At 63.9% G+C, this 21,197-nt stretch carries 18 protein-coding genes; 17 read left to right on the forward strand and 1 reads right to left on the reverse strand.

What is annotated here, in order from left to right; genetic code table 11:
• The coding region (locus L879_RS0115575) for a MarR family winged helix-turn-helix transcriptional regulator (protein ID WP_027315705.1) at positions 1-430 on the reverse strand (430 nt) is incomplete at its 3' end.
• A 136-nt stretch (positions 431-566) separates the two neighbouring features.
• Here L879_RS0115575 and hmgA point away from each other — a divergent pair.
• From hmgA to L879_RS0115660, 17 genes are all read left to right on the forward strand, one after another.
• Complete coding sequence (hmgA, locus tag L879_RS0115580; protein ID WP_027315142.1) at positions 567-1,922, forward strand: homogentisate 1,2-dioxygenase; 1,356 nt, start codon at positions 567-569, stop codon at positions 1,920-1,922.
• A 9-nt stretch (positions 1,923-1,931) separates the two neighbouring features.
• A complete protein-coding gene (gene fahA / locus L879_RS0115585) occupies positions 1,932-3,239 on the forward strand; it encodes a fumarylacetoacetase (protein WP_027316929.1) in 1,308 nt (435 codons plus the stop codon).
• An 11-nt stretch (positions 3,240-3,250) separates the two neighbouring features.
• Positions 3,251-3,886, forward strand: coding sequence for a maleylacetoacetate isomerase (gene maiA / locus L879_RS0115590; protein WP_027316930.1), 636 nt, complete (start codon positions 3,251-3,253; stop codon positions 3,884-3,886).
• A gap of 431 nt (positions 3,887-4,317) precedes the next feature.
• Entirely contained in the window at positions 4,318-5,514 is a 1,197-nt protein-coding gene (locus tag L879_RS0115595; RefSeq protein WP_027316931.1) for an ABC transporter substrate-binding protein, read from the forward strand.
• Positions 5,515-5,586: 72 nt separating this feature from the next.
• Positions 5,587-6,507: a branched-chain amino acid ABC transporter permease gene (locus tag L879_RS0115600; RefSeq protein ID WP_027316932.1), complete on the forward strand. Its 921-nt coding sequence runs from the start codon at positions 5,587-5,589 to the stop codon at positions 6,505-6,507.
• Between the two features lie 5 nt (positions 6,508-6,512).
• A complete protein-coding gene (locus L879_RS0115605) occupies positions 6,513-8,291 on the forward strand; it encodes a branched-chain amino acid ABC transporter ATP-binding protein/permease (protein ID WP_027316933.1) in 1,779 nt (592 codons plus the stop codon).
• Between the two features lie 15 nt (positions 8,292-8,306).
• Entirely contained in the window at positions 8,307-9,029 is a 723-nt protein-coding gene (locus L879_RS0115610; protein ID WP_027316934.1) for an ABC transporter ATP-binding protein, read from the forward strand.
• A gap of 29 nt (positions 9,030-9,058) precedes the next feature.
• Positions 9,059-9,919: an IclR family transcriptional regulator gene (locus L879_RS0115615; protein WP_027316935.1), complete on the forward strand. Its 861-nt coding sequence runs from the start codon at positions 9,059-9,061 to the stop codon at positions 9,917-9,919.
• Positions 9,920-10,128: 209 nt separating this feature from the next.
• Positions 10,129-10,878, forward strand: coding sequence for an SDR family NAD(P)-dependent oxidoreductase (locus L879_RS0115620; protein WP_027316936.1), 750 nt, complete (start codon positions 10,129-10,131; stop codon positions 10,876-10,878).
• Between the two features lie 10 nt (positions 10,879-10,888).
• Complete coding sequence (locus tag L879_RS0115625) at positions 10,889-11,581, forward strand: EthD domain-containing protein (protein ID WP_027316937.1); 693 nt, start codon at positions 10,889-10,891, stop codon at positions 11,579-11,581.
• Between the two features lie 153 nt (positions 11,582-11,734).
• Complete coding sequence (locus L879_RS0115630; RefSeq protein ID WP_027316938.1) at positions 11,735-13,471, forward strand: FAD-dependent oxidoreductase; 1,737 nt, start codon at positions 11,735-11,737, stop codon at positions 13,469-13,471.
• Between the two features lie 45 nt (positions 13,472-13,516).
• Positions 13,517-14,704, forward strand: a complete 1,188-nt coding sequence (locus tag L879_RS21865; protein ID WP_035459832.1) for an NADH:flavin oxidoreductase/NADH oxidase — start codon at positions 13,517-13,519, stop codon at positions 14,702-14,704.
• Between the two features lie 15 nt (positions 14,705-14,719).
• Positions 14,720-15,676 (forward strand): MBL fold metallo-hydrolase, encoded by a 957-nt coding sequence (locus tag L879_RS0115640; RefSeq protein WP_027316939.1) that lies wholly within the window; start codon positions 14,720-14,722, stop codon positions 15,674-15,676.
• 83 nt (positions 15,677-15,759) lie between these two features.
• A complete protein-coding gene (locus L879_RS22900) occupies positions 15,760-16,425 on the forward strand; it encodes an EthD family reductase (protein ID WP_027316940.1) in 666 nt (221 codons plus the stop codon).
• Between the two features lie 59 nt (positions 16,426-16,484).
• On the forward strand, positions 16,485-17,420 hold the full coding sequence (locus L879_RS0115650; RefSeq protein WP_084021074.1) for a DMT family transporter: 936 nt from the start codon (positions 16,485-16,487) through the stop codon (positions 17,418-17,420).
• 275 nt (positions 17,421-17,695) lie between these two features.
• On the forward strand, positions 17,696-18,721 hold the full coding sequence (locus L879_RS0115655; protein ID WP_035459834.1) for an AraC family transcriptional regulator: 1,026 nt from the start codon (positions 17,696-17,698) through the stop codon (positions 18,719-18,721).
• A 151-nt stretch (positions 18,722-18,872) separates the two neighbouring features.
• A complete protein-coding gene (locus tag L879_RS0115660) occupies positions 18,873-21,083 on the forward strand; it encodes a mechanosensitive ion channel family protein (protein ID WP_245265248.1) in 2,211 nt (736 codons plus the stop codon).
• Positions 21,084-21,197 lie beyond the last annotated feature (114 nt).

The following is a 21,197-nucleotide window of genomic DNA, read 5'->3' on the forward strand; positions in this document are numbered from 1 at the left end:
TTTCTTCGAAGATATTTTCGAGTTTTGCGATTGCGGTGAGGAGGTTTTTTGCGTCTGGGCCGAGGGCGTTGAGGATGCGGCGTTCGAAGGCGAGCGCCTTGGGGACGATGGCGCGGTAGGCGCGCCGGCCTGCGGGGGTGAGGCTGAGGATCTCCTCGCGCCGGTCGGCGGGGCTTTCGCGGCGGGCGAGCCAGCGCCGCTCCTCGAGCGCCCGCACCGCCCGGCTGACCTTGGTCTTGTGCATCGCCGAATGCCGCCCGATCGCCGTGGCGCCGAGGGCCTCGGCCTGGCCGAGCGTCGCCAGCACCCGCCATTCCGGGATCGTCAGGTCGTGATGCGGGCCGTAGACGGCGCGGAACTCCTGCGACACCGCCGCCGCGAGGCGGTTGAGCCGGTAGGGCAGGAAGCGTTCGAGGGCGAGCTCGGTCATGCGCTTGTTAGTTACAAAATCGACGGTTACGTCTGTAACCATTGCGGGCCGCGGGCGCAACCGCGGCTCCCCCGTTTTCGGCGGCGGCCCACGGCCCCCGTCGCGCTCCCAGCCCCGATCCGAGGAGGTCAGGTCCATGAACGTCCAGAACCCATCCCGGCCGCAGGCCGCCGCGCCCCTCGAGAGCGCGCTCCAGCCCGGCTACATGTCCGGCTTCGGCAACGGCTTCGAGACCGAGGCCCTGCCCGGCGCGCTGCCGATCGGGCGCAACTCGCCGCAGCAATGCGCCTACGGCCTGTATGCCGAGCAGCTCTCCGGCTCGCCGTTCACCGCGCCGCGCACCACCAACGAGCGCTCCTGGCTCTACCGCATCCGCCCGACGGTGACCCATTGGGGCCAGTTCACCAAGGCCGAGATCGGCCTGTGGCGCACCGCGCCGGCGGCCGAGGTCGAGCTGCCGATCGCGCCGATGCGCTGGGACCCGATCCCGCTGCCGGCCGCGCCGGTGTCGTTCCTCGAGGGCGTGCGCACCATGACCACGGCGGGCGATGCCGGCTCCCAGGCCGGCATGGGCGCGCATGTCTATCTCATCACCCGCTCGATGGCGGACGAGTATTTCTACAATGCCGACGGCGAGCTGCTGTTCGTGCCGCAGCAGGGCGCTTTGCGGCTGTGGACCGAGTTCGGCATCATCGACATCGAGCCGGGCGAGATCGCGGTGATCCCGCGCGGGGTGAAGATCCGGGTCGAACTCGTCGACGGGCCGGCGCGGGGCTATCTGTGCGAGAACTACGGCGGCGCCTTCACGCTGCCGGAGCGCGGGCCGATCGGGGCCAATTGCCTGGCCAATCCGCGCGACTTCCTGACCCCGGTGGCGGCCTATGAGGACAAGGACGCGCCGTCGAAGATGTACGTGAAGTGGGGCGGGGTGCTGTGGGTGGCGGAGATCGGGCATTCGCCGCTCGACGTGGTGGCCTGGCACGGCAATTACGCGCCCTACAAGTACGACCTGCGGCGCTACTCGCCGGTGGGTCCGATCCTGTACGACCATGCGGATCCGTCGATCTTCACGGTGCTGACCTCGCCGTCGGAGACGCCCGGCACGGCCAATATCGACTTCGTGATCTTCCCCGACCGCTGGCTGGTGGCGGAGAACACGTTCCGTCCGCCGTGGTACCACATGAACGTGATGAGCGAGTTCATGGGGCTGATCTACGGGGTGTACGACGCCAAGACCGGGGGCGGGTTCGTGCCCGGGGGCATGTCGCTGCACAACACGATGCTGCCGCACGGGCCGGACGTGGATGCGTTCGAGAAGGCGAGCCATGTGGAGCTCAAGCCGCACAAGCTCGAGGGCACGCTGGCCTTCATGTTCGAGACGCGCTTTCCGCAGAAGGTCACCGCCTTCGCCGCCGCGACCGACGCCCTGCAGAAAGACTACGCCGCATACGGACACAAACTCAAAAAACACTTCAACCCAAATAAGAGATAAAAAGTCGCGATGGCTCAACTAGATCAAACCCACGACCCGAAGCTCGAGAGTTGGGTGCAGTCGGCCAACGGTCATGCCGATTTCCCCATTCAGAATCTCCCTTTCGGCGTGTTCAGCCCTCGCAACGGCGGGGCGCGGGGCGGCGTCGCGATCGGCGACCGGATTCTCGATCTGTCGGCGGCTCTCGCTGCCGGCCTTTTCGCGGGTGAGGCGGCCAAGGCTGCCGAGGCTGCCTCCGGGGCGACGCTGAACGCCTTCCTCGCGCTCGGCGCCGGACCGCGGCAGGCCCTGAGGCTGAGATTGTCCGAGCTGCTGGCGAAAGGCAGTCCCGACCAGGCCAAGGTGGAGGCATGCCTGCACGCGGTCGAGGCCTGTACGTTGCACCTGCCGGCACGTATCGGCGACTACACCGATTTCTATGTCGGGATTCATCACGCCACCAGCGTCGGCAAGCTGTTCCGGCCCGACAATCCGCTGATGCCGAACTACAAGCATGTTCCCATCGGCTATCATGGCCGCGCATCGTCCATCAATGTGACGGGAACCCCGGTGCGGCGTCCGCGCGGTCAGACGAAGCCGCCGGATGCGGCTGGCCCGGTCTTCGGGCCGTGCCAACGGCTCGACTACGAGCTGGAGCTCGGCGTCTGGATCGGCACCGGCAATGCGCAGGGCGAGCCCATCGACATCGGCGAGGCGGCAGACCATGTGGGCGGCTTCTGCCTGCTCAACGACTGGTCGGCCCGCGATATCCAGGCCTGGGAATATCAGCCGCTCGGTCCGTTCCTGGCGAAGAACTTCGCCAGCACGATTTCCGCGTGGGTGATCACGCCCGAGGCCCTCGCGCCGTTCCGGATGGCTCAGCCGGGTCGCCCGGAAGGCGATCCCGCGCCGCTGCCCTACCTCACCGATGCCGCCGACCAGAAGGAAGGGGCCCTCGATATCGAAATCGAGGTGCTGCTGATGACCTCCGGCCTGCGGGCCAAGGGGTTGGCGCCCCACAGGCTCGGCCTGTCCCATGCCCGGCACATGTACTGGACCGTGGCCCAGATGATCGCGCACCACACCAGCAACGGCTGCAATCTCCAGCCGGGCGACCTGCTGGGTTCGGGAACGATCTCGGGGCCGGATCTGACGAGCTGCGGCAGCATCCTCGAGGCGACCGAGGGCGGGAAGAATCCGATCGTGCTCGCATCCGGTGAGGAGCGTCGCTTCCTCGAGGACGGCGACGAAGTCATCATGCGGGCGCGCGGCCGCCGGGAAGGCTTCGCCCCCATCGGATTCGGCGAGTGCCGCGCCCGGATCCTGCCGGCCGGGTGAGGAACAGGGGCATGAAGCTCTATACGTATTGGAGGTCCACCTCCTCCTACCGCGTGCGCATCGCTCTCGCCTTGAAGAATGTCGAGGCGGAGCAGGCTTTCGTGCATCTGGTCCGTAACGGCGGGGAGCAGAAGGCTCCCGCCTACCGGGCCATCAACCCTCAGGGACGCGTGCCTGCGCTCGAACTCGACGACGGCACCGTCCTCATCCAGTCTCCGGCGATCCTGGAATATCTCGAGGAGGTTTATCCCGAGCCTGCGCTTCTTCCTGTCGATCCGGTGGCAAGGACCAAGGTCAGGGCCGTGGCGTCGATCATCGGATGCGACATTCATCCGCTGCACAATGTCGGCCCGTTGAACCATCTCAGGACAATATTCGGACGCTCCGAGCCGGAGGTGGCCGATTGGATCGCCACATGGGTGGGGCAGGGGCTTGCAGCGGCTGAGGCGCTCATCGGGGACGAGGGCTTTTGCTTCGGCCCCGAACCGTCGCTGGCCGATGTCTATCTTCTGCCGCAGCTTTACGCGGCGCGGCGGTTTGCCGTTCCTCTGGACGCTTTCCCGCGCATCCTTCGCGTCGAGGCGCTGGCCGGAGAGCACGAGGCTTTCAAGAAAGCTCACCCGTCCGCCCAGCCGGATGCGGAGTGAGGCCACGCGACAGGCCCCGATATGGGGCTGTCATTCCAACCTTCGAGGCGGCCGCTCGCAATGTGAGCGGCCGCTTTCGCTTTAGGCGGTCCAGCCGGATATCTCCTGCGAAAGCCCGGCGCGGCCCTCACCGCTACGAAAGTCATTGCATTCGTCTATTGCAAACGCGTTCGCTATTGGGTACGAATATCAGCAAGCTCTGTTAAGAGAGCGAACCATACGAAATGCGGAAGGGAAGGGACGTCCGAAAGCCGAACCCGGCAACGCCGGGAAAGAACCGGCTTGCGCGCGCCAATGACAACCGGCGCTCTTCTTCCATCCCTTCGACCTTCAAACAGCGGCGGGCGCTGCCCGCCCAAAGCTCCGGGCGGGTTGCACGCATTGGGCGTCGCACCCGCAGCCGAAACGTACCCTGTGAGGGAAGGAACACCATGACGCCACACTACACAGCTCTGAAAGCAGCTCTTCTCGGCAGTGCGCTCGCCCTTTCGTCGGCGGCCTACGCCCAAGAGATCAAGATCGGGTTCAACGGCGATCTTTCGGCTTCGCCCTCCGCGCAGAGCGGGCAGGCCGGCGTGCTCGGCATCCAGGCCGCCATCGACGACATCAACGCTGCCGGCGGCATTCTCGGACGCAAGCTGGCGCTCGTGGTGCGTGACGACCTTTCGCAGCCGCCGAAGTCGATCCAGAACATGAGCGACCTCATCGACAATGAGAAGGTCGTCGCCGTGCTCGGCCCGACCAATTCCGGCAACGCGCTCGCCTGGAAGCACATTCCCAACCAGAAGAAGAATCCCTCCATCGGCTGCATCGGTTCGGCGACCGATATCACCAAGCCTGCTAGCCCCGGCGCCGAGAACTACATGTACCGCGTCTCCATGGTGGACCGGGCGCAGGTCGCCGGCCTCATCGCCTATGCGAAGAAGAACCCCGCCACCAAGAATGTCGGTTTCCTCGTCGAGACCACCGGCTACGGCCAGGGCGGCCTGAAGGATCTGCAGGAACTCGCCGAGGCGAAGGGACTGAAGCCCGTGGCGATCGAGAAGTTCGGCGTCAACGACACCGACATGACCTCTCAGCTCAACAAGATGAAGGCTGCGGGCGTCGATACGGTTCTCGTCTGGGCGCAGGGCACGCCGATCGGCCAGCTCGTGCGCAGCATGGAGAAGATCAACTACTTCCCCGTGACCCTGACCTCCTGGTCGTCCGACAATGCGAGCTTCTTCGACACGGCAGGCAAGACGCTGGCCGAGAAGCCGATCTTCATGCGCACCATCACCGAGGATCGCACGCCCAAGCAGCAGCAGCTCTACGACCGCCTCGCTCCGAAAATGGCCTCCAAGAGTGCCTTCAGCTTCGCGGCGCATTGCTATGATGCGCTCATGATCACGGCTGCCGCGATCAAGCAGGCCGGCAGCACGGAAGGTCCGAAGATGCGCGAGGCACTCGAGAGCCTCCAGGCTCCGGTCGAGGGCATCATGAAGACCTACAACAAGCCGTTCTCCGCCACCGAGCACGAGGCGCTGACCGCCGCCGACTATCGCTGGACGCACTGGAAGGACGGCAAGCTGGTCACCTACAGCGACGATGTGGTGAAGACCCTCCAGCCTTCCGACTTCGCGCAGTAACATCCTCATGACACGACCTGCCGGTTCCCGACCGGACCGGCAGGTCTCGCATTCTGCACCGTGGGAGCCCTTATGGACGTCTATATCCAGACCCTCCTCAGCGGCCTTGCCGTCGGCGGCGTCTATGCCCTGATCGCGCTTGGTTTCAGCATCACCTTCACCACCACGAAGACGCTGAACTTCGCTCAGGGCGAGTTCATCTCCTTCGGTGCCTTCGTCGGCGTGACGATGCTCCTTCTGCTGTCCGGCCTGACGAGCACGGTTACGGCCGTCCCCGGCGAGGCGGCTTCCGCCTGGCGCTACTCGGCCGCCGTCATCGGGGCCGGAGTCGTGGCCGGCTTCATGGGAATTCTCATCTTCCTGCTCGCCGTCCGGCCGTTTGCCGGCAAGGGCGGCATGAACTGGGTCATGAGCACCCTCGGCTTCGGCGTGATGCTCCAGAGCCTCGGTCTCGCGGTCTGGGGGCCTGCTCCCGTCATGGTGCCGTCGCCTTTAGGCGACGACGTGTTGCGCATCGCAGGGGCCGGCGTGCGCCCGCAGGAGCTTCTGGTGCTGGCCTGCGCCATCCTGATCATGGTCGCCCTCGACTTGGTCATGCGCCGCTCGCGCATCGGCAAGGCCATGATGGCGGTGGCGCATTCGCCCCAGACGGCCAGCCTCATGGGCATCAACGTGACCCTGGTGATGATCGGCGCATTCGCGCTGTCGAGCGGCCTTGCCGGCGTCGCAGGCGTCCTGATCGCTCCCATTGCCTCCGCCTCCCTGTTCATGGGTATGGGCTTTGCCCTCAAGGCCTTCTCGGGCGCCATCATCGGCGGCCTCAGCAATCCGCGCGGCTGCATTTATGGCGGCTTCATCCTGGGCGTTCTGGAATCCGCCGTCGGCCTCTGGCAGGCGCAATGGCGCGAGATCGTGGTGTTCGGCCTGATCATTCTGGTTCTGGCGTTCCGCCCGGCGGGCCTCTTCGGCCGGACCGCTGTCGACAAGGTTTAATTCGCATGCGCCATCTGATTGGATCCGTCGCTCTTGTAGCCGTCATCGCGGCGGCGGCCTCGTTCATCGAGAACGAGTTCTATCTGCGCACCCTGTTCATGATCTGCGTGTATTTCCTGTGCGCGGCAGGCATGAACGTGCTCCTCGGCTTCGCGGGGCAGAAGTCGCTCGGACAGGCCGGGCTGTTCGCGGCGGGCGCCTATGCGGTCGCCCTGCTGACCACGCGTTATGAGGTCGGCCCCTGGCTGGCGCTTCTTCTGGCCTGCGGCGTGTCGGCATTCTTCGGTATCCTTATTGCGATGCCTTCGCTGCGCGTGAAGGGGCCAAGCCTCGCCATGGTGACCCTGGCTTTCGGCGTCGTCATCGAGAAGCTCGTGACCGAAGGCTCCGAGGTGTTCGGCGGCGCGATGGGAATCTACGCGATCCAGCCGCTCACGTTGGGCGGCGTCCCGTTCACGATGCTGCAATGGGTGTGGTTCGGCCTGGGGCTCTGCCTCGTCGCCCATCTTCTCCTGCGCAACCTGCTGCAGGGCCGGTTCGGCCGCGCTTTCCTCTCGCTGCAGGCCGATGAGGTTGCGGCCGGCGCCGTGGGCGTCGCCGTGTACCGCTACAAGGTTCTCGCCTTCGTGATCGCCGCCGTGACCTGCGGCCTTGCGGGCGCGCTGGTGGCGCAGCAGAACCAGTACATCAATTCCGATTTCATCAACTTCCACCTGTCGATCTTCATCCTGCTCCTCGTGCTGTTCGGCGGCAGCGGATCGCTCTACGGGCCTCTGCTCGGTTCCGTGACGCTCGTCATCATCGGAGCGCTCGTGGCGCGCTGGACCTGGATCGAGCATTTCGTCAACGGTGCGCTGCTGCTGTTCGCGCTCTATGCCATGCCGAAGGGGCTCGCCGGTGTCTTCGGCTCACTGTTCCGTAAACTCGGCCTCGGCATGCGGTCGAGCGCCGGAGCGGAGCCGGCCCGCATCGCGCCGAAGCTGCCGACCCGGTCGGTCGAGCCCGGCGCTGCGGGCAGCCTGCTGAAGGCCGACAGCCTCAACAAGGCCTTCGGCGGCGTCGTGCCCGCCAAGGATGTGTCCGTCGCCCTGACGGAGGGACACATCCATGCGCTGATCGGGCCGAACGGCGCCGGAAAGAGCACGTTCATCAACATGCTGACCGGCATCATCCGGCCGGATCGCGGAACGGTGACGTTCCTGGGTAGGGAGATCACCCAGCAGACCGTGCACGGCATCTGCGATCACGGTGTCGCGCGCACCTTCCAGAACCTCAGACTGTTCAAGGATCTGTCCGTGCGTGAGAACGTGCTGCTCGGACAGCACTCCCGGATGCAGAACGGTTTCGTCGCCTCGCTCCTCGGACTTCCCAAGGCGCGCCGGGAAGAGGCGAAGGCGCTCGGGAAGGTCAACGACATTCTCGCCTTCACGGGGCTCTCTCAATATGCCGACGCCCCGGCCGGAAGCCTTGCCTACGGTCTCCAGAGGCGCGTCGAGCTTGCCCGTGCGCTGGCATCGGAGCCGCTGCTGCTGCTCCTCGACGAGCCTGCGGCCGGCTTGAATCCGCAGGAGACGGCGGAGCTCGGACAGCTTCTGGTGCGAATCCGCAACGAAGGAATCACGATCCTTCTGATCGAACATCACATGGATCTCGTCATGACGATCTCCGATCATGTGATCGTTCTCGATTACGGCCAGAAGATCGCCGAGGGCACGCCCGGCAAGATTCAGGAGGATCCGCGGGTGATGGAGGCCTATCTCGGCACCTCCATCGAGGCAGCCTAAGGCAGGGGGATGCGCATGTTGACTCTGAAGGACGTAGATCTCGCCTATGGGCCGATTGCGGCGGTCCGCAAGGCTTCCATCGAAGTCGCGGCCGGCGAAGTGGTCGCCATCGTCGGCGGCAATGGAGCCGGCAAGAGCACGCTGCTCAAGGGCATTGCCGGACTGATGCCGGTAGGCTCGGGCCAGATCGTCTTCGACGGTGAGGAGATTTCCCGGGTTGCGCCCCACAGGCGGGTCGCGCGGGGCATCGCCCTGTCGCCCGAGGGACGGCAGGTCTTCCCCGACCAGACCGTGTACGACAACCTGACTTTGGGCGCCTATTTCCGGCACCTGCCCAACGATGCGCTCGATGCCGAGGTGGAGGAGCAGTTCAAGCTGTTCCCCCGCCTGCGGGAGCGGCGCGATCAGCTCGCCGTGACCCTCTCCGGCGGCGAGCAGCAGATGCTGGCGATCGCGCGAGCCTTGATGGGCAAGCCGCGGCTGCTCCTCCTCGACGAGCCCTCCCTCGGTCTCGCGCCGAAGATCATTCAGGAAATCTTCGAGATCATCGTGTCCCTGCGGCGGTCCGGGATCACCATTCTCCTTGTGGAACAGATGGCCAATATGGCCCTTGCCATTGCGGACCGGGCTTATGTCCTGGAAACAGGGAGTGTAACGTTGTCCGGAACCGGGCAGCAGCTCCTGCACGACCCCAAGGTCCGCGCGGCGTATCTCGGGGGTTCGCACGGAGCCGGATGAGCCGGGCCATCGATGAGACTGGGTAGGTTATGAGCATAGACGGACGCGGCGTACAATCGGTCGAGGTCGGAGGGCGGATCCTCTCGGCGCTGGTCAAGGCAGGAAAACCCTTGATGCTGCGCGAACTTGCGACCATGGCCGATGTCGCGCCCGCTCAGGCTCACGCTTACCTCGTGAGCTTCCGCAAGCTCGAACTCGTCGAGCAGGATGCCGCGAGCGGGCGCTATCAGCTCGGCCCCTTCGCCCTCCAGCTCGGAATCGCCCGGCTGCGCAGCTTCGATCCTCTGCGTCTCGCGGGACATGCTATCGTCGACTTCGCGGAAGAGGTTGGCCTCATGGTCACCATTGCCGTCTGGGGTACGCATGGTCCCACCATCGTTCAGGTGCAGGAGGGCAGCGATCAGGTGCACGTGAACGTGCGCACCGGAACGGTCTTCTCCATCACCGGAACGGCGACCGGCAAAGTTTTTGCAGCCTTCATGCCGCCGAAAGTCATCGCGACCCAGCTCAATGAAGAGCTGCGCAAGGGCGCCCGTATCCAGGGCATCGGCACGGCCACGTCGCGCAAGGAACTCGAAGCTGAAGTCGCGACCGCCCGAAGCTTTGGTTACGCGCCTACGGAGGGCAGGCCCGTCACGGGGATCAATGCCATCGCCGCGCCGGTGTTCGACTACAGCGGGCAGATGCAGCTCGCCATTACGATCATCGGCCCGAAGGGCGTTCTCGATGTCGGTCCCGCCAGCTCCCATACGAAAGCGCTTCTGGCCTTCACGCATAAATTGTCGGCACAGCTTGGCTATGCGCCCCATGCCACGGACGAGACCGAGCAGGAAGAAACCGTGCAGGTTGCGAGAGCCGAGGCGCCCGTGAAGCGCCGCCGCCGCGCATAGCGTTTCCAGACGACAGCGATCAATCCGCCGGTCTTTAGGCGCGCGTTTTGCGAACTGCGAAGCGTGCGTTTTCGCGTCGTGGATGGAATGAATTTTTGCGGTTACGACTATTCGCCATTTGCGAACGCGTTCGTCATATGCTTATCTTGCCTTAGCCCCCACGATGTCAGAAGGGGCGGTCTTCTCATCAGGTCAGGGAGCCGAAACGGATGCTGCTCAAAGGGCGTATTGCGCTTGTCACGGGTGCCGGTCAGGGCAACGGTGCCGCCATTGCACGAGGCCTCGCGAAGGAAGGGGCGCGGGTCATTGCGACCGACCTGAATGGCGAGGCTGCCGCGCGGACGGCCAAAGGAATCGTGGACGAAGGCGGAGAGGCGTGGTCCTACCCGCTCGACGTCGCCGATGCGGAGGCATGCCGCGCCCTGGCGCGTGATGTGGAGGCATCCATCGGCCAGGTTTCGGTTCTGGTGAACAATGCCGGCATATGCCCGCGCAACACCATCGACAGCCCGGATGTGATGCGCTCCTGGGATGCGGCGATGCAGGTCAATCTCAACGGCACGCTGAATGTGACGCTCGCTTTCGTCCCGGCTTTGAGAGCCACGAAGGGAGCGGTTGTCAACATGGCCTCTATTGCATCCTTCGTCTCGACGTCGACCTCGATCAGCTACTCGACCTCGAAGGCGGCCGTGCGCATGCTCACCCAGAACCTGGCGCAGGAGCTGGCCAAGGACGGCGTGCGCGTGAATGCCATCGCGCCCGGTACGCTCAACACGCCGATGACGGAAGCCACGCGCACCAATCCCGAGCGCGCCGAGCGCTTCCTCGCACGCATTCCGCTCGGGCGCTTCGGCGAGCCGGAGGAGCTGATCGGCCCCACCGTGTTCCTTGCATCCGACATGTCGAGCTATGTGACCGGAACCACCCTCGTCGTCGACGGCGGCTACCTGGCTGTTTGAGGAGGCTGCGATGATCGTTCGTATGGGGCTTCTCACGCGCAGGCCTGAGGTGAGTCAGGCCGATTTCAGGCGGCACTGGCGCGAGGTGCATGGTCCGCTGGCGGCGCGCCTGCCGGGCCTGCGGCGGTATCACCAGAACCATGTCGTCGACACCCGGCAGCTCGCGATCGATCACGCCCGCGGATCCTGGTCCATCGATGGCATTTCGGAACTGTGGTTCGACAGCGATGAGGACATGAACAGAGCCCTGTCGTCCGAGGAGTACATGGAGGTTGCCCGCGACCACCATCTCTTCGTCGGCCAGACGGGTTTGATCACGGCGGTCCAGAACGTCGTGGTGCCTGTCGATCCCGCGGCCGGCCTTCTCGTGAAGCGCATGTCGATCCTGACGCGAAAGGCGGGTCTGACGCCCGAGCAGTTCAAGGAAGAATGGTGGGGTTTCCACGCCGAAGCCGTCGGCAAGTTTCCGAACCTCATGGGCTACACGCAGAACCTCGTTACCGGGCGAAGTGCAGGCCTCGGGCAGCCCGCATCCTACGAGGCTCTTCCCATCGACGGCATGGTGGAGATGTGGTTCCGCTCCGTTGCCGATATCGAGGCCGCCTTCCGCTCTCCGGCGGCGGATGTCTCGCAGACCCATGCTCTCAGTTTCATTGCTGAAATCACGACGTTTCTCGTCGAGACGCATGAGGTCCTGCCCTAGGAGAGTGCAGGGGAACCGGAAGCGCAAAGCTGCCAAAGTATCTTGAATAGACGAATGCGTTCGTCTAAAACAAATTAACGAACGCATTCGCAAATGTTGAATCAAAAGTCCTCCCGGCGCGCTTGAAGGCCGGTTCGAGATGCGAGGAACGCCATGAAGCCAACGAAAACTGTCACATGCGATGTCCTTGTCGTGGGGTCTGGAGCGGGCGGGTTCGCGACCGCGCTGACGGCTCGCCATCACGGGCTCGACGTCATCGTGACGGAGAAGGAGCCCGTCTTCGGCGGAACGACCGCGCGCTCCGGCGGATGGATGTGGATCCCCTGCAATCCGCTGGCCCAGAAGGAAGGCTTCAAGGATTCCAAGGAAGCCGCCCGCACCTATCTCCAGCACGAGGCGGGCAATCACTTCGATGCGGGCCGTGTGGATGCGTTCCTTGAGAACGGGCCGAAGATGGTCGAGTTCTTCGAGAAGAATACGGAGATGGAATTCACCCTCGGGCCGGCCTTCTCGGATTACCACCCCGATGCCCCTGGCGGCATGCCCGGCGGCCGTTCCGTCGTGGCGACGCCCTATGACGGCCGAAAGCTCGGCAAGGATATTGCGCGCCTGCGTCCGCCGCTGCAGGAGATCACCTTTCTCGGCATGATGATCGGCTCCGGCAAGGAGCTCCTGCACTTCTTCAATGTGACCCGTTCCATCAAGTCGGCGGCCTATGTGGGCGTGTTGCTGGCGAAGTACGGGCGCGATCTCGTCACGCATGGACGCGCGATGCGTCTGACCAACGGCAATGCCCTCATCGGCAGGCTTGCGAAATCCGCCCTCGATCAGAAAATCCCGATCTGGACGTCCTCGCCCGTGAAGGACCTGATCGTGGAGAACGGGGCGGTCAAGGGCGCCCTGGTGCAGACCAAGGACGGCATCACCGAGGTCCGCACACGCCGCGGTGTCGTGCTCGCCGCCGGCGGCTTCCCGCAGGACGTTCTGCGTCGCAAGGAACTCTTCCCGCATGCGCCCACCGGCCAGGAGCACTGGTCCCCGGCCCCTCCCGGAAACACGGGCGACGGCATTCGGCTCGGCGAGAAAGTCGGCGGGCGTGCGGTCGAGGGACTGCCGAACGCGGCGGCCTGGGTCCCGGTCTCGCTGGTTCCGCGCCGCGACGGCACGTCGGGTCCCTTCCCGCACTTCATCGATCGCGGCAAGCCCGGCGTCATCGCCGTCACACGCAACGGCAAGCGCTTCACCAACGAGTCCAACTCCTATCACGATTTCATTCAGGCGATGGTCAGCGCCTGCGGGAACGATGCTGAAAAGGCAGCCTGGCTGATCGTCGACCATCCGACAATCCGCCGCTACGGCCTCGGCTTCGTGAAGCCGTTTCCGGTGCCGCTCACGCCTTATCTGCAGAACGGATACCTGCTTAAAGGGCGCACCCTGCGTGAGCTTGCGCAGAAGGCAGGAATCGATCCGGCCGCCTTCGAGCAGACGGTGGAAACCTTCAACCGCGATGCGCGCAAGGGCGAAGATCCGCAGTTCAAGCGCGGCAGCACCGCCTATAACCGCTATCTCGGCGATCCGGACCACAAGCCTAACCCTTGCGTCGGCCCCATCGAGCGCGGCCCCTTCTACGCCGTCAAGGTGGTGCCTGGCGATCTCGGCACCTTCGCAGGTCTGCGGACCGACCCGAATGCACGGGTCATCGATGAGAACGGTCAAGTCATTCCGGGGCTCTATGCGGCCGGCAATGACATGGCGAGCATCATGGGCGGCAACTATCCCGGCGGCGGCATCACGCTCGGCCCTGCCATGACGTTCGGCTACATCGCTGGCCGTCATCTGGCGGGCGTGTCCGATGAAAGCGGTTCCGTCGCGAACCGCCCAGCGGCTTAACTTCGCCATGGATTGCGAACGGTCACGACCAATCGGGAGACAACGATGACGGCATCGCATCGGCCCCGTTTGTTCGAGCCCCTGCAAATCCGGGGGCTCGAACTGAAGAACCGCGTGGTCATCTCTCCCATGTGCCAGCATTCGGCGGAAGGGCGGGGCCGCCCGGGTGCGTGGCACCTGGTCCATTTGAGCAAGTTCGCCCTCGGCGGGGCCGGATTGATCTTCGTCGAGAGCACGGCCGTGGACCCGGGTGCACGGATCGGCGTGCGGGACGTGGGACTCTGGTCCGACGAGCAGGTGGCTCCGTTCAAGGCCATCGTCGACTTCGTTCATGAGAACGGGGCGGCCATCGGTGTTCAGCTTGCCCATGCGGGCCGCAAGGCCGGATCGCAGGCCCTGTGGGAAGGCGGACGGGCGCTGACCATGGAGCAATTGCACGCGACGGGCGAACCATGGCGGCGGGTTGGTCCGAGCGCCGTGGCGGCGGGGCCGGAATGGTCTGTGCCCGAGGCGCTGACGCCCGACGGAATAGCCGAGATCCGACAGATGTTCGTTGCCGCGACGGAGCGGGCCGATCGGGCAGGGTTCGATGTAGTCGAACTACATTTCGGCCATGGCTATCTCATCGCATCCTTCCTGTCCCCGCATTCTAACCGTCGTGACGATGAATATGGCGGCTCGCGGGAAAATCGCATGCGGCTCGCTCTGGAAGTCGCCCGCGATGTCCGGGCGCGCTGGCCTCAGGAGAAGCCGCTCTTCGTACGCATCTCCGCCGTGGACGGCACAGAGGACGGGTGGGGGCTCGACGATTCCGTCGTGCTGGCGCGCGAACTCAAGGCCATCGGCGTGGACGTGTTCGATTGCTCGTCGGGAGGATTGTCCGATGAGACGCGCAACATGAACGTTCCGCGGGGACTCGGCTTCCAGGTTCCGTTCTCGGAACGCATCCGTCGTGAAGCGGACGTCATGACCCAGGCGGTCGGCGTCATTCTCGACGGCCCTCAGGCGGAAGCCATCCTGCAGGAGGGCAGGGCGGACCTGATCGCCGTCGGCCGTCAGGCGCTCTATGATCCCTATTGGGCTCACCATGCAGCTCACGCCCTCGGGCACGATCTCCGATTCGAGGGCTGGCCTACTCAGCATGGACCATGGCTCGCGAAGCGTGCGCCGTTAATGGAAAAACTTCAGTCGATGGACAACAGTGCCGGACGCCTCGCGGGCGCCGGTCGATAGCGGGAGAAACGGAAGATGAGCAGCAAGTCCTTTGCCTCGACGGGGGATATGTCCGACAAGACGGTGTCGTTCACCGAGATCGGGCCGGACCTTTACGCCTATACCGCCGAGGGCGATCCCAATTCCGGCATCATCGTCGGCGATGACGGCTGCATGGTCATCGATGCCCAGGCCACGCCGATGATGGCCGAGGACGTGATCGCCCGCGTGCGCAAGGTCACCGACAAGCCGATCAAGTATGTCGTCCTCTCGCACTATCATGCCGTGCGCGTGCTCGGCGCCTCGGCTTACAAGGCGCAAGGGATCATCGCCTCAAATGCCACCTATGACCTCATCGTCGAGCGCGGAGAGCAGGACAAGGCATCCGAGATCGGCCGCTTTCCGCGCCTGTTCAAGGGCGAGAGCAGCATCCCGGAGGGCCTCACATGGCCGACGATGACCTTCGAGAGCGGCATGTCGGTGTTCCTCGGCAAGCGCGAAGTCAAGCTGTTCCATCTCGGCGCCGGACACACGGCGGGCGACATCGTGGCCTGGGTTCCGGATGCCGAGGTGATGTTCACCGGCGACCTCGTCGAGTACCACTCGGCCTGCTATTGCGGTGACGCGCATCTGCGCGAGTGGCCCCAGACCCTCGACGCCATTCTCGACTTCCAGCCCAAGGCGATTGCACCGGGGCGCGGTGATGCGCTGCAAGGGCAGAGCCAGGTGCGCGAGGCGGTGGCGATGACGCGGGACTTCGTTACGACCCTTTACAGCGCGGCCGAAATCTCGGTGGCCCGGGGGCGTTCGCTGAAGGAGACCTTCGCCGCGACGCGCGAAGTGATGGACCCGAAATTCGGGAACTTCGCGATCTACGAGCACTGCCTGCCGTTCAACGTCTCCCGCGCCTTCGACGAAGCCTCCGGCATCGACAACCCGGTGATCTGGACCGCCGAGCGCGACCGCGAGATGTGGGCTGCCCTCCAGGGCTGAGCACCGAAGCCGTAGGAGAGGGGAGGTGCAGAGCCTCCCCCTTTCATATTGCCCGGCAGGGCAGATGATCGGGGCGACTGTACGTGATTATCCGCAGCGGCCTCATCCGCAATCGCGACGGTGTCGATTCCGCCGCTTTCTCCGAGCACTGGCGTCATGTGCACGGTCCGCTTGCCTTGCGTGTCGAGGCTATGAGGGCCTATCGGCAGAACCGCATCGTCGCACGCCTGCCGGCTTCGCAGGGTGACAAGCTGCACAGGATCGACGGCATCTCGCAGCTCTGGTTCGACGATGCCGAGTCCATGCGTGTCGCCATGGAATCCGACGAACAGCGCGCCTGCATCGAGGATATTCGCGGCTTCCTCAGCAACGTGACGATCCTGATTCAGAAGGAAGGGGAAACACGGCTCCACGGTCGTGCGGATCGGCTGCCGGTGAAGTTTATTCACCTTCTTTCCGGGCCGGAAATGGCGTTGCAGGAAACGGCGGAAAATCTCTTCGCCGATCTCGCCCTTTGCTGCGATAGCGTAGCGCTTCGCATCAATCCTGTCGTCGATAAGAGTTTCTCCGTGGACCCGGCCGTGCCGGCAGGCAATCAGATCATCGATGCCGTAATGGAAATCTGGCTGCCGGAGAAAGCGCACGATGCGGCATTTCGGAGTGTTTCCCCGGAGCATCCTGAAATCGGACTCGTCGGATCTTTCCAAGTCGACGAGTTGGTCCTGAAAGAAACCGGACACGGTGAATGATCGTCCCGTGTCCTCCCACAGTCTGAATAAGCGAGCGCTCGTGCGCGAAGGTTCCATGCATGTCCCTTGCCAGAGCGAGCGATGACCGGACGAAGAACTGGAAAGCCGTTACCACTGGGATCATGTGGGGATTGACCGCCGCATTGGCCTGGGCGGGGTACAATGTCGGTTCGCGGCTCGGGCGAATGGATGGGCTTTCCGCCATGGACATGTCCATGGTTCGCTTTGGCATCGCGGCCCTCGTGTTGGTTCCGTTCGTTCTGTCCCGCCGCAATGAGCATAAACTGGGATGGGGGCGCCTCCTGGTGCTCCTCGCCTTGGCAGGACCGCTGTTCGGCCTCCTGATCAACACGGCTTTCGGACTGGCGCCCCTGTCGCACGCGGTTGTGCTGACCGCGGGCGCGACGATGGTGAGCGCTACCGGCCTCGCATGGATCATCGACCACAAGGCTCCGCCTGTCTTCCGGCTTCTGGGAATGGCCGTTCTCATCGCAGGCCTGGTCGTGATCGCCGCGGGCCAGGATGGGCAGGAGCCTCAATCCTCAGCCCGCATATGGCTGGGGGACCTGTGCTTCGCCGCAGCCGGGACGCTCTGGGGCATCTTCACTTATCTCATCGGGCGCTGGAAGGTCGATCCCGTCGTCGGCATCGGTCATGTCTCGATCCTGTCCACGCTCGCCTTCCTTCCGTTCTTCCTGACCTTGCACACCGGCGGCTCCGCAACGTCCGGCGCCTGGCTCAGCCAGGTCTTCTTTCAGGGGATTTTGGGCGGGTGCCTGGGCCCCATCGCCATTGCCAAGGCCATCTCGCACCTGGGAGCGCCGGAGGCCTCGCTTTTTCCGTCCCTGGTTCCTTCAGGAGCGCTCCTGCTCGCCATTCCCCTGCTCGGCGAGTGGCCAACCTCTTCGGAGGTCCTGGGCGTGGCCATCTGTACGCTCGGACTGCTCACAGCGTTCAACATCATGCGGCTTTTCCGCGACATGCTGTCCCGTTGAGCGTCCGTTGCCCTTCACAAGGCTGCCGATAGGCGATCTTCCGAAGACGGTCGGCGAGGCAAGGGGCCAAATGGATCATTCCCGATGACCGGGAGCCGGAACAGGTCGTGTTGATTGACGAAAGTCAAGTTACGGCCTTCCCAGTGTGACAATCATATCCCCGCGACAAGATTCCGTTCATGAATGTTGCGAGGCAGCCCGTGGCGATGTTCGATATCGTTCAGTCTCAGCTCGGGGGGAGCGGTCAACAGAGTTCGAACTCATGGCTCCATAACATGATGGAAGTGGGACGGACACTTCCTCCCGGCTATATCCATCTCGGCGTCGCGAAGGAAATCCTGCCTTGCCTCCGCAGCTTTGGCATCGATCCCATACCGCTCATCCGGGAGGCGGGCCTCGATCCAAGCTTGTTCGAGGACGATTCCAACATCATCCCCCATACCGCCTTGGGGCAACTGCTCACGTTGAGCGTAGCCCGCACGGGCTGTTCCTATTTCGGGTTTCTCGTCGGGCAGCGCGCGACCATTCTGTCTCTCGGAATAATCGGCCGCTTGATGCTGCATTCCGAGACCGTGGGCGATGCCTTGCACAGCCTGGTGTCGAGCCTGAGCATTCAGGATCGGGGAGCGGTTCCGGCGCTGACGATGTACCATGGTTCGGCATTGCTCACGTATTCCGTCTACCAGCCCGATGTCGAAAGCGCGGAGCAGATTTCGGACGGCGCCCTTGCCGTGGCGGTCAATGCCCTGCGCGCGCTCTGCGGAAGCGAATGGAATCCTGCGGAGGTACTTCTGCCGCGCACGGCCCCTGCGGATTGCGAGCCATACCGGCGCTTCTTCCACGCTCCGGTCCGGTTCAACCAGGAAAGTGCGACGCTTGTCTTTCCTGAATCCGACCTGAGCCGCCGCATCGCCGGTGCGGATGCCCTGTTGCGCAGCGTTCTGGAGGAACGGATCGGACATCTCAAGCGATTGGCCGGATCCGAGTTCACGGACGACATTCGGAGGATCCTTCGCACACGTCTGATGAGCAGGCGCTGTTCCGCCGAGGACATCGCCGACCTCCTGGCGATGCATCGGCGGACCCTGAGCCGCCGACTGAAAGGCAGCGGGGTGGGGTATCGGGTGATCGCGAATGAAACCCGTTTCGAGATAGCTCGTCAGTTGCTCGAGGACACGGAAGTGTCTTTGACGCAGATCGCGGCGGCGCTCGGCTATTCGGAGGCGAGCGCCTTCACCCGTGCTTTCCGGCGGTGGTCAGGGCAGACCCCGACGGCCTGGCGCGAAGGCCGCCACGAGTGAAAGCCGGAAGAAGGAGCAAAGCCGTTTAGGACAAGGGGGCGGTTCACGTTATGCAACATTGATGCTGAAGGGGCTGTCCGGAGGGGGAAGCCCCTCATTGTATCGATCCCGATTGTCGGCAGGTTGAGAATCCCTCTGGGCAGATTGACCAATGCTGCCCATAATTACCCTGGCTGGAATGCCGATGGAGGCCGGAGCGGTTGTGACGGCAGAGACGCGGACGACATGGGTGAACGCCCTTTGGGGGGTGATGCTCCTGATCCTGGTTCAGGTTGGCATCAGTCCCGCCTGCGCGCAGTCGCCTTCGGCCCCTGCCTCGCCACCGCCGCAGGTCGAGCAATTGCTGCGGCTGCTCCAGGATCCGGCCGTGCGGGACTGGATCGACCGTCAGCGGCAGGCGCAACCGGCACCTGTCGAGGCCGCGCCGCAGACCGAGGCCTCCGAGATGATGGCAGGACGCGTCTCAGCGATCCGGGAGCACCTGATTTCCCTCGTAGGCGCTGTTCCCCGGTTGCCTGGCGAGGCTCGCCAGGCGGCCGATCTCCTGTCGGCGGAACTTCAAAGCCGGCCGCTTTACGATATTCTTTGGCTCGTTCTCGGCTTTGCCGGACTAGGCGCTGGGCTGGAATGGGTTTTTCGCAGGGCTACATCAGCAGCCTACGAACGGGCTTTTTCGCATCCAGCCGGTTCGATGCGCGACCGTCTGCGCACGATCGGCATGCGGCTGGGTTTCGGCCTGGCCCATGTGGCAATCTTTGCGCTCGGAAGCATCGGGGCCTTTCTGATCTTCGACTGGCCTCCGCTGTTGAGGAAGATCGTACTTGCCTACCTCTCCGCCGCTCTTCTGTTGCGGCTCGTTCTTCTGGCTGGCCGGATTCTGCTTGCACCCCGAAGCCCCTCTCGTGCAGGAGACGGCTTTTTCCGCGTCATTCCTCTTACGGATGAGGCCGCTGCGTTCTGGCACCGACGCATGGCTCTCTTCGTCGGCTGGTTCATCGTCGGCTGGGCCAGCGTCGAGAGCCTGCACACGCTTGGATTTTCACCGAGCAGCTTGAGGCTCGTGGCCTATATCCTCGGCATCGGTCTTCTCGTCATAGCCATCGAGGCCGTATGGCGTTCCCCTCGGGCGCGCACGGAAGCTGTTGACGCATCGCAGCCTCCCGGCCGGCATCACGTCCTTGGCACATGGCTTTTGTCGCTCTATCTGGTCATGCTGTGGGGATTGTGGGTTGCTGGCATGAACGGGCTGTTCTGGCTGTTTGCCATCGCGATCCTGCTGCCGAAGGCCGTGACTGTGACACGCGCGGCTGCGCATCATCTGCTGCGTCCCGAGCAAGACAGTGAGGCTGCCCTCGAGCCTGAGATGGGAGCGCTCTATGTCGATCGGGCCGTGCGTGCGCTCCTGATCGTCGGTGCCGCTCTGTTCCTCGCGCGTGTCTGGCAAATCGATCTTGTTGAACTGACAAGCCGGGATACGGCCGCCACGCGCCTGCTTCGCGGTGCGCTCAGCAGTGTCGTGATCCTGCTAGTCGCAGACCTGATCTGGCAGATCGTGAAGACACAGATCGACGGCAGGCTTGCACGCATGCAGATTGCCGCTCCTCCCGGCACGGAAGAGGCCCTTCGGCAAGCACGCCTGCGTACCCTGCTGCCGATCTTTCGCATGATCGCGTTCATCGTTCTGGCAGCCGTCGCGTTGCTGATGACGCTTTCCTCCCTGGGTGTCGAGATTGCGCCCCTGATCGCAGGCGCGGGAATCGTGGGCGTTGCTGTAGGTTTCGGTTCGCAGACGCTGGTGAAGGACGTCATCAGCGGGGTCTTCTACCTGCTCGACGATGCATTCCGGGTGGGTGAGTATATTCAGAGCGGCAGCTACAAGGGCACTGTCGAGAAGCTCGGCTTTCGATCCGTGAAGCTCCGGCATCATCGTGGCCCGATCTACACGGTGCCATATGGGCAGCTCGGGGCTGTCCAGAACATGAGCCGTGACTGGGTCATCGACAAGATGACCATCAACGTGACCTACGATACGGATCTCGACAAGGCGAAGAAGATCATCAAGCAGGTGGGAAAGGAACTCGCCGCCGATCCGGACGTTGCGCCGAACCTTCTCGAACCGCTCAAGATGCAGGGGGTCGAGCAGTTCGGCGACTTCGCCATTCAACTGCGCATGAAGATGATGACCCGTCCGGGAGAGCAATTCGTCATTCGGCGGAAGGCTTATGCGATGCTCAAGAAGGCCTTCGACGAGAACGGGATCAAGTTCGCCTTTCCGACCGTGCAGGTTACCGGTCATGACGAGAGCGAGCCGGCGGCGGCCCAGCAGGCGCTCAAACTCGTTAAGGGGGTCCAGCCCGAGTAGTTTAGGCGCAGGAACCTTCCGAAGAACCCAAATGTCAAGAGAAAGTCTCAACCGGTCAAGCACACCGGCCGGGGCCGACTATGATGAAGCCTGTCCGGCAGCTCAACGCTGCCG

The organism is Microvirga flocculans ATCC BAA-817 (assembly GCF_000518665.1).
Classification (GTDB): domain Bacteria; phylum Pseudomonadota; class Alphaproteobacteria; order Rhizobiales; family Beijerinckiaceae; genus Microvirga; species Microvirga flocculans.

Coding starts and splice junctions, on each gene's coding strand:
- maiA (WP_027316930.1), top strand. CDS start 3,251: ATGAAGCTCTATACGTATTGGAGGTCCACCTCCTCCTACCGCGTGCGC.
- L879_RS0115610 (WP_027316934.1), top strand. CDS start 8,307: ATGTTGACTCTGAAGGACGTAGATCTCGCCTATGGGCCGATTGCGGCG.
- L879_RS0115655 (WP_035459834.1), top strand. CDS start 17,696: ATGATGGAAGTGGGACGGACACTTCCTCCCGGCTATATCCATCTCGGC.
- L879_RS0115630 (WP_027316938.1), top strand. CDS start 11,735: ATGAAGCCAACGAAAACTGTCACATGCGATGTCCTTGTCGTGGGGTCT.
- L879_RS0115605 (WP_027316933.1), top strand. CDS start 6,513: ATGCGCCATCTGATTGGATCCGTCGCTCTTGTAGCCGTCATCGCGGCG.
- L879_RS0115615 (WP_027316935.1), top strand. CDS start 9,059: ATGAGCATAGACGGACGCGGCGTACAATCGGTCGAGGTCGGAGGGCGG.
- L879_RS0115595 (WP_027316931.1), top strand. CDS start 4,318: ATGACGCCACACTACACAGCTCTGAAAGCAGCTCTTCTCGGCAGTGCG.
- L879_RS0115660 (WP_245265248.1), top strand. CDS start 18,873: ATGCTGCCCATAATTACCCTGGCTGGAATGCCGATGGAGGCCGGAGCG.
- L879_RS0115640 (WP_027316939.1), top strand. CDS start 14,720: ATGAGCAGCAAGTCCTTTGCCTCGACGGGGGATATGTCCGACAAGACG.
- hmgA (WP_027315142.1), top strand. CDS start 567: ATGAACGTCCAGAACCCATCCCGGCCGCAGGCCGCCGCGCCCCTCGAG.
- L879_RS0115625 (WP_027316937.1), top strand. CDS start 10,889: ATGATCGTTCGTATGGGGCTTCTCACGCGCAGGCCTGAGGTGAGTCAG.
- L879_RS0115620 (WP_027316936.1), top strand. CDS start 10,129: ATGCTGCTCAAAGGGCGTATTGCGCTTGTCACGGGTGCCGGTCAGGGC.
- L879_RS0115650 (WP_084021074.1), top strand. CDS start 16,485: ATGTCCCTTGCCAGAGCGAGCGATGACCGGACGAAGAACTGGAAAGCC.
- fahA (WP_027316929.1), top strand. CDS start 1,932: ATGGCTCAACTAGATCAAACCCACGACCCGAAGCTCGAGAGTTGGGTG.
- L879_RS21865 (WP_035459832.1), top strand. CDS start 13,517: ATGACGGCATCGCATCGGCCCCGTTTGTTCGAGCCCCTGCAAATCCGG.
- L879_RS0115600 (WP_027316932.1), top strand. CDS start 5,587: ATGGACGTCTATATCCAGACCCTCCTCAGCGGCCTTGCCGTCGGCGGC.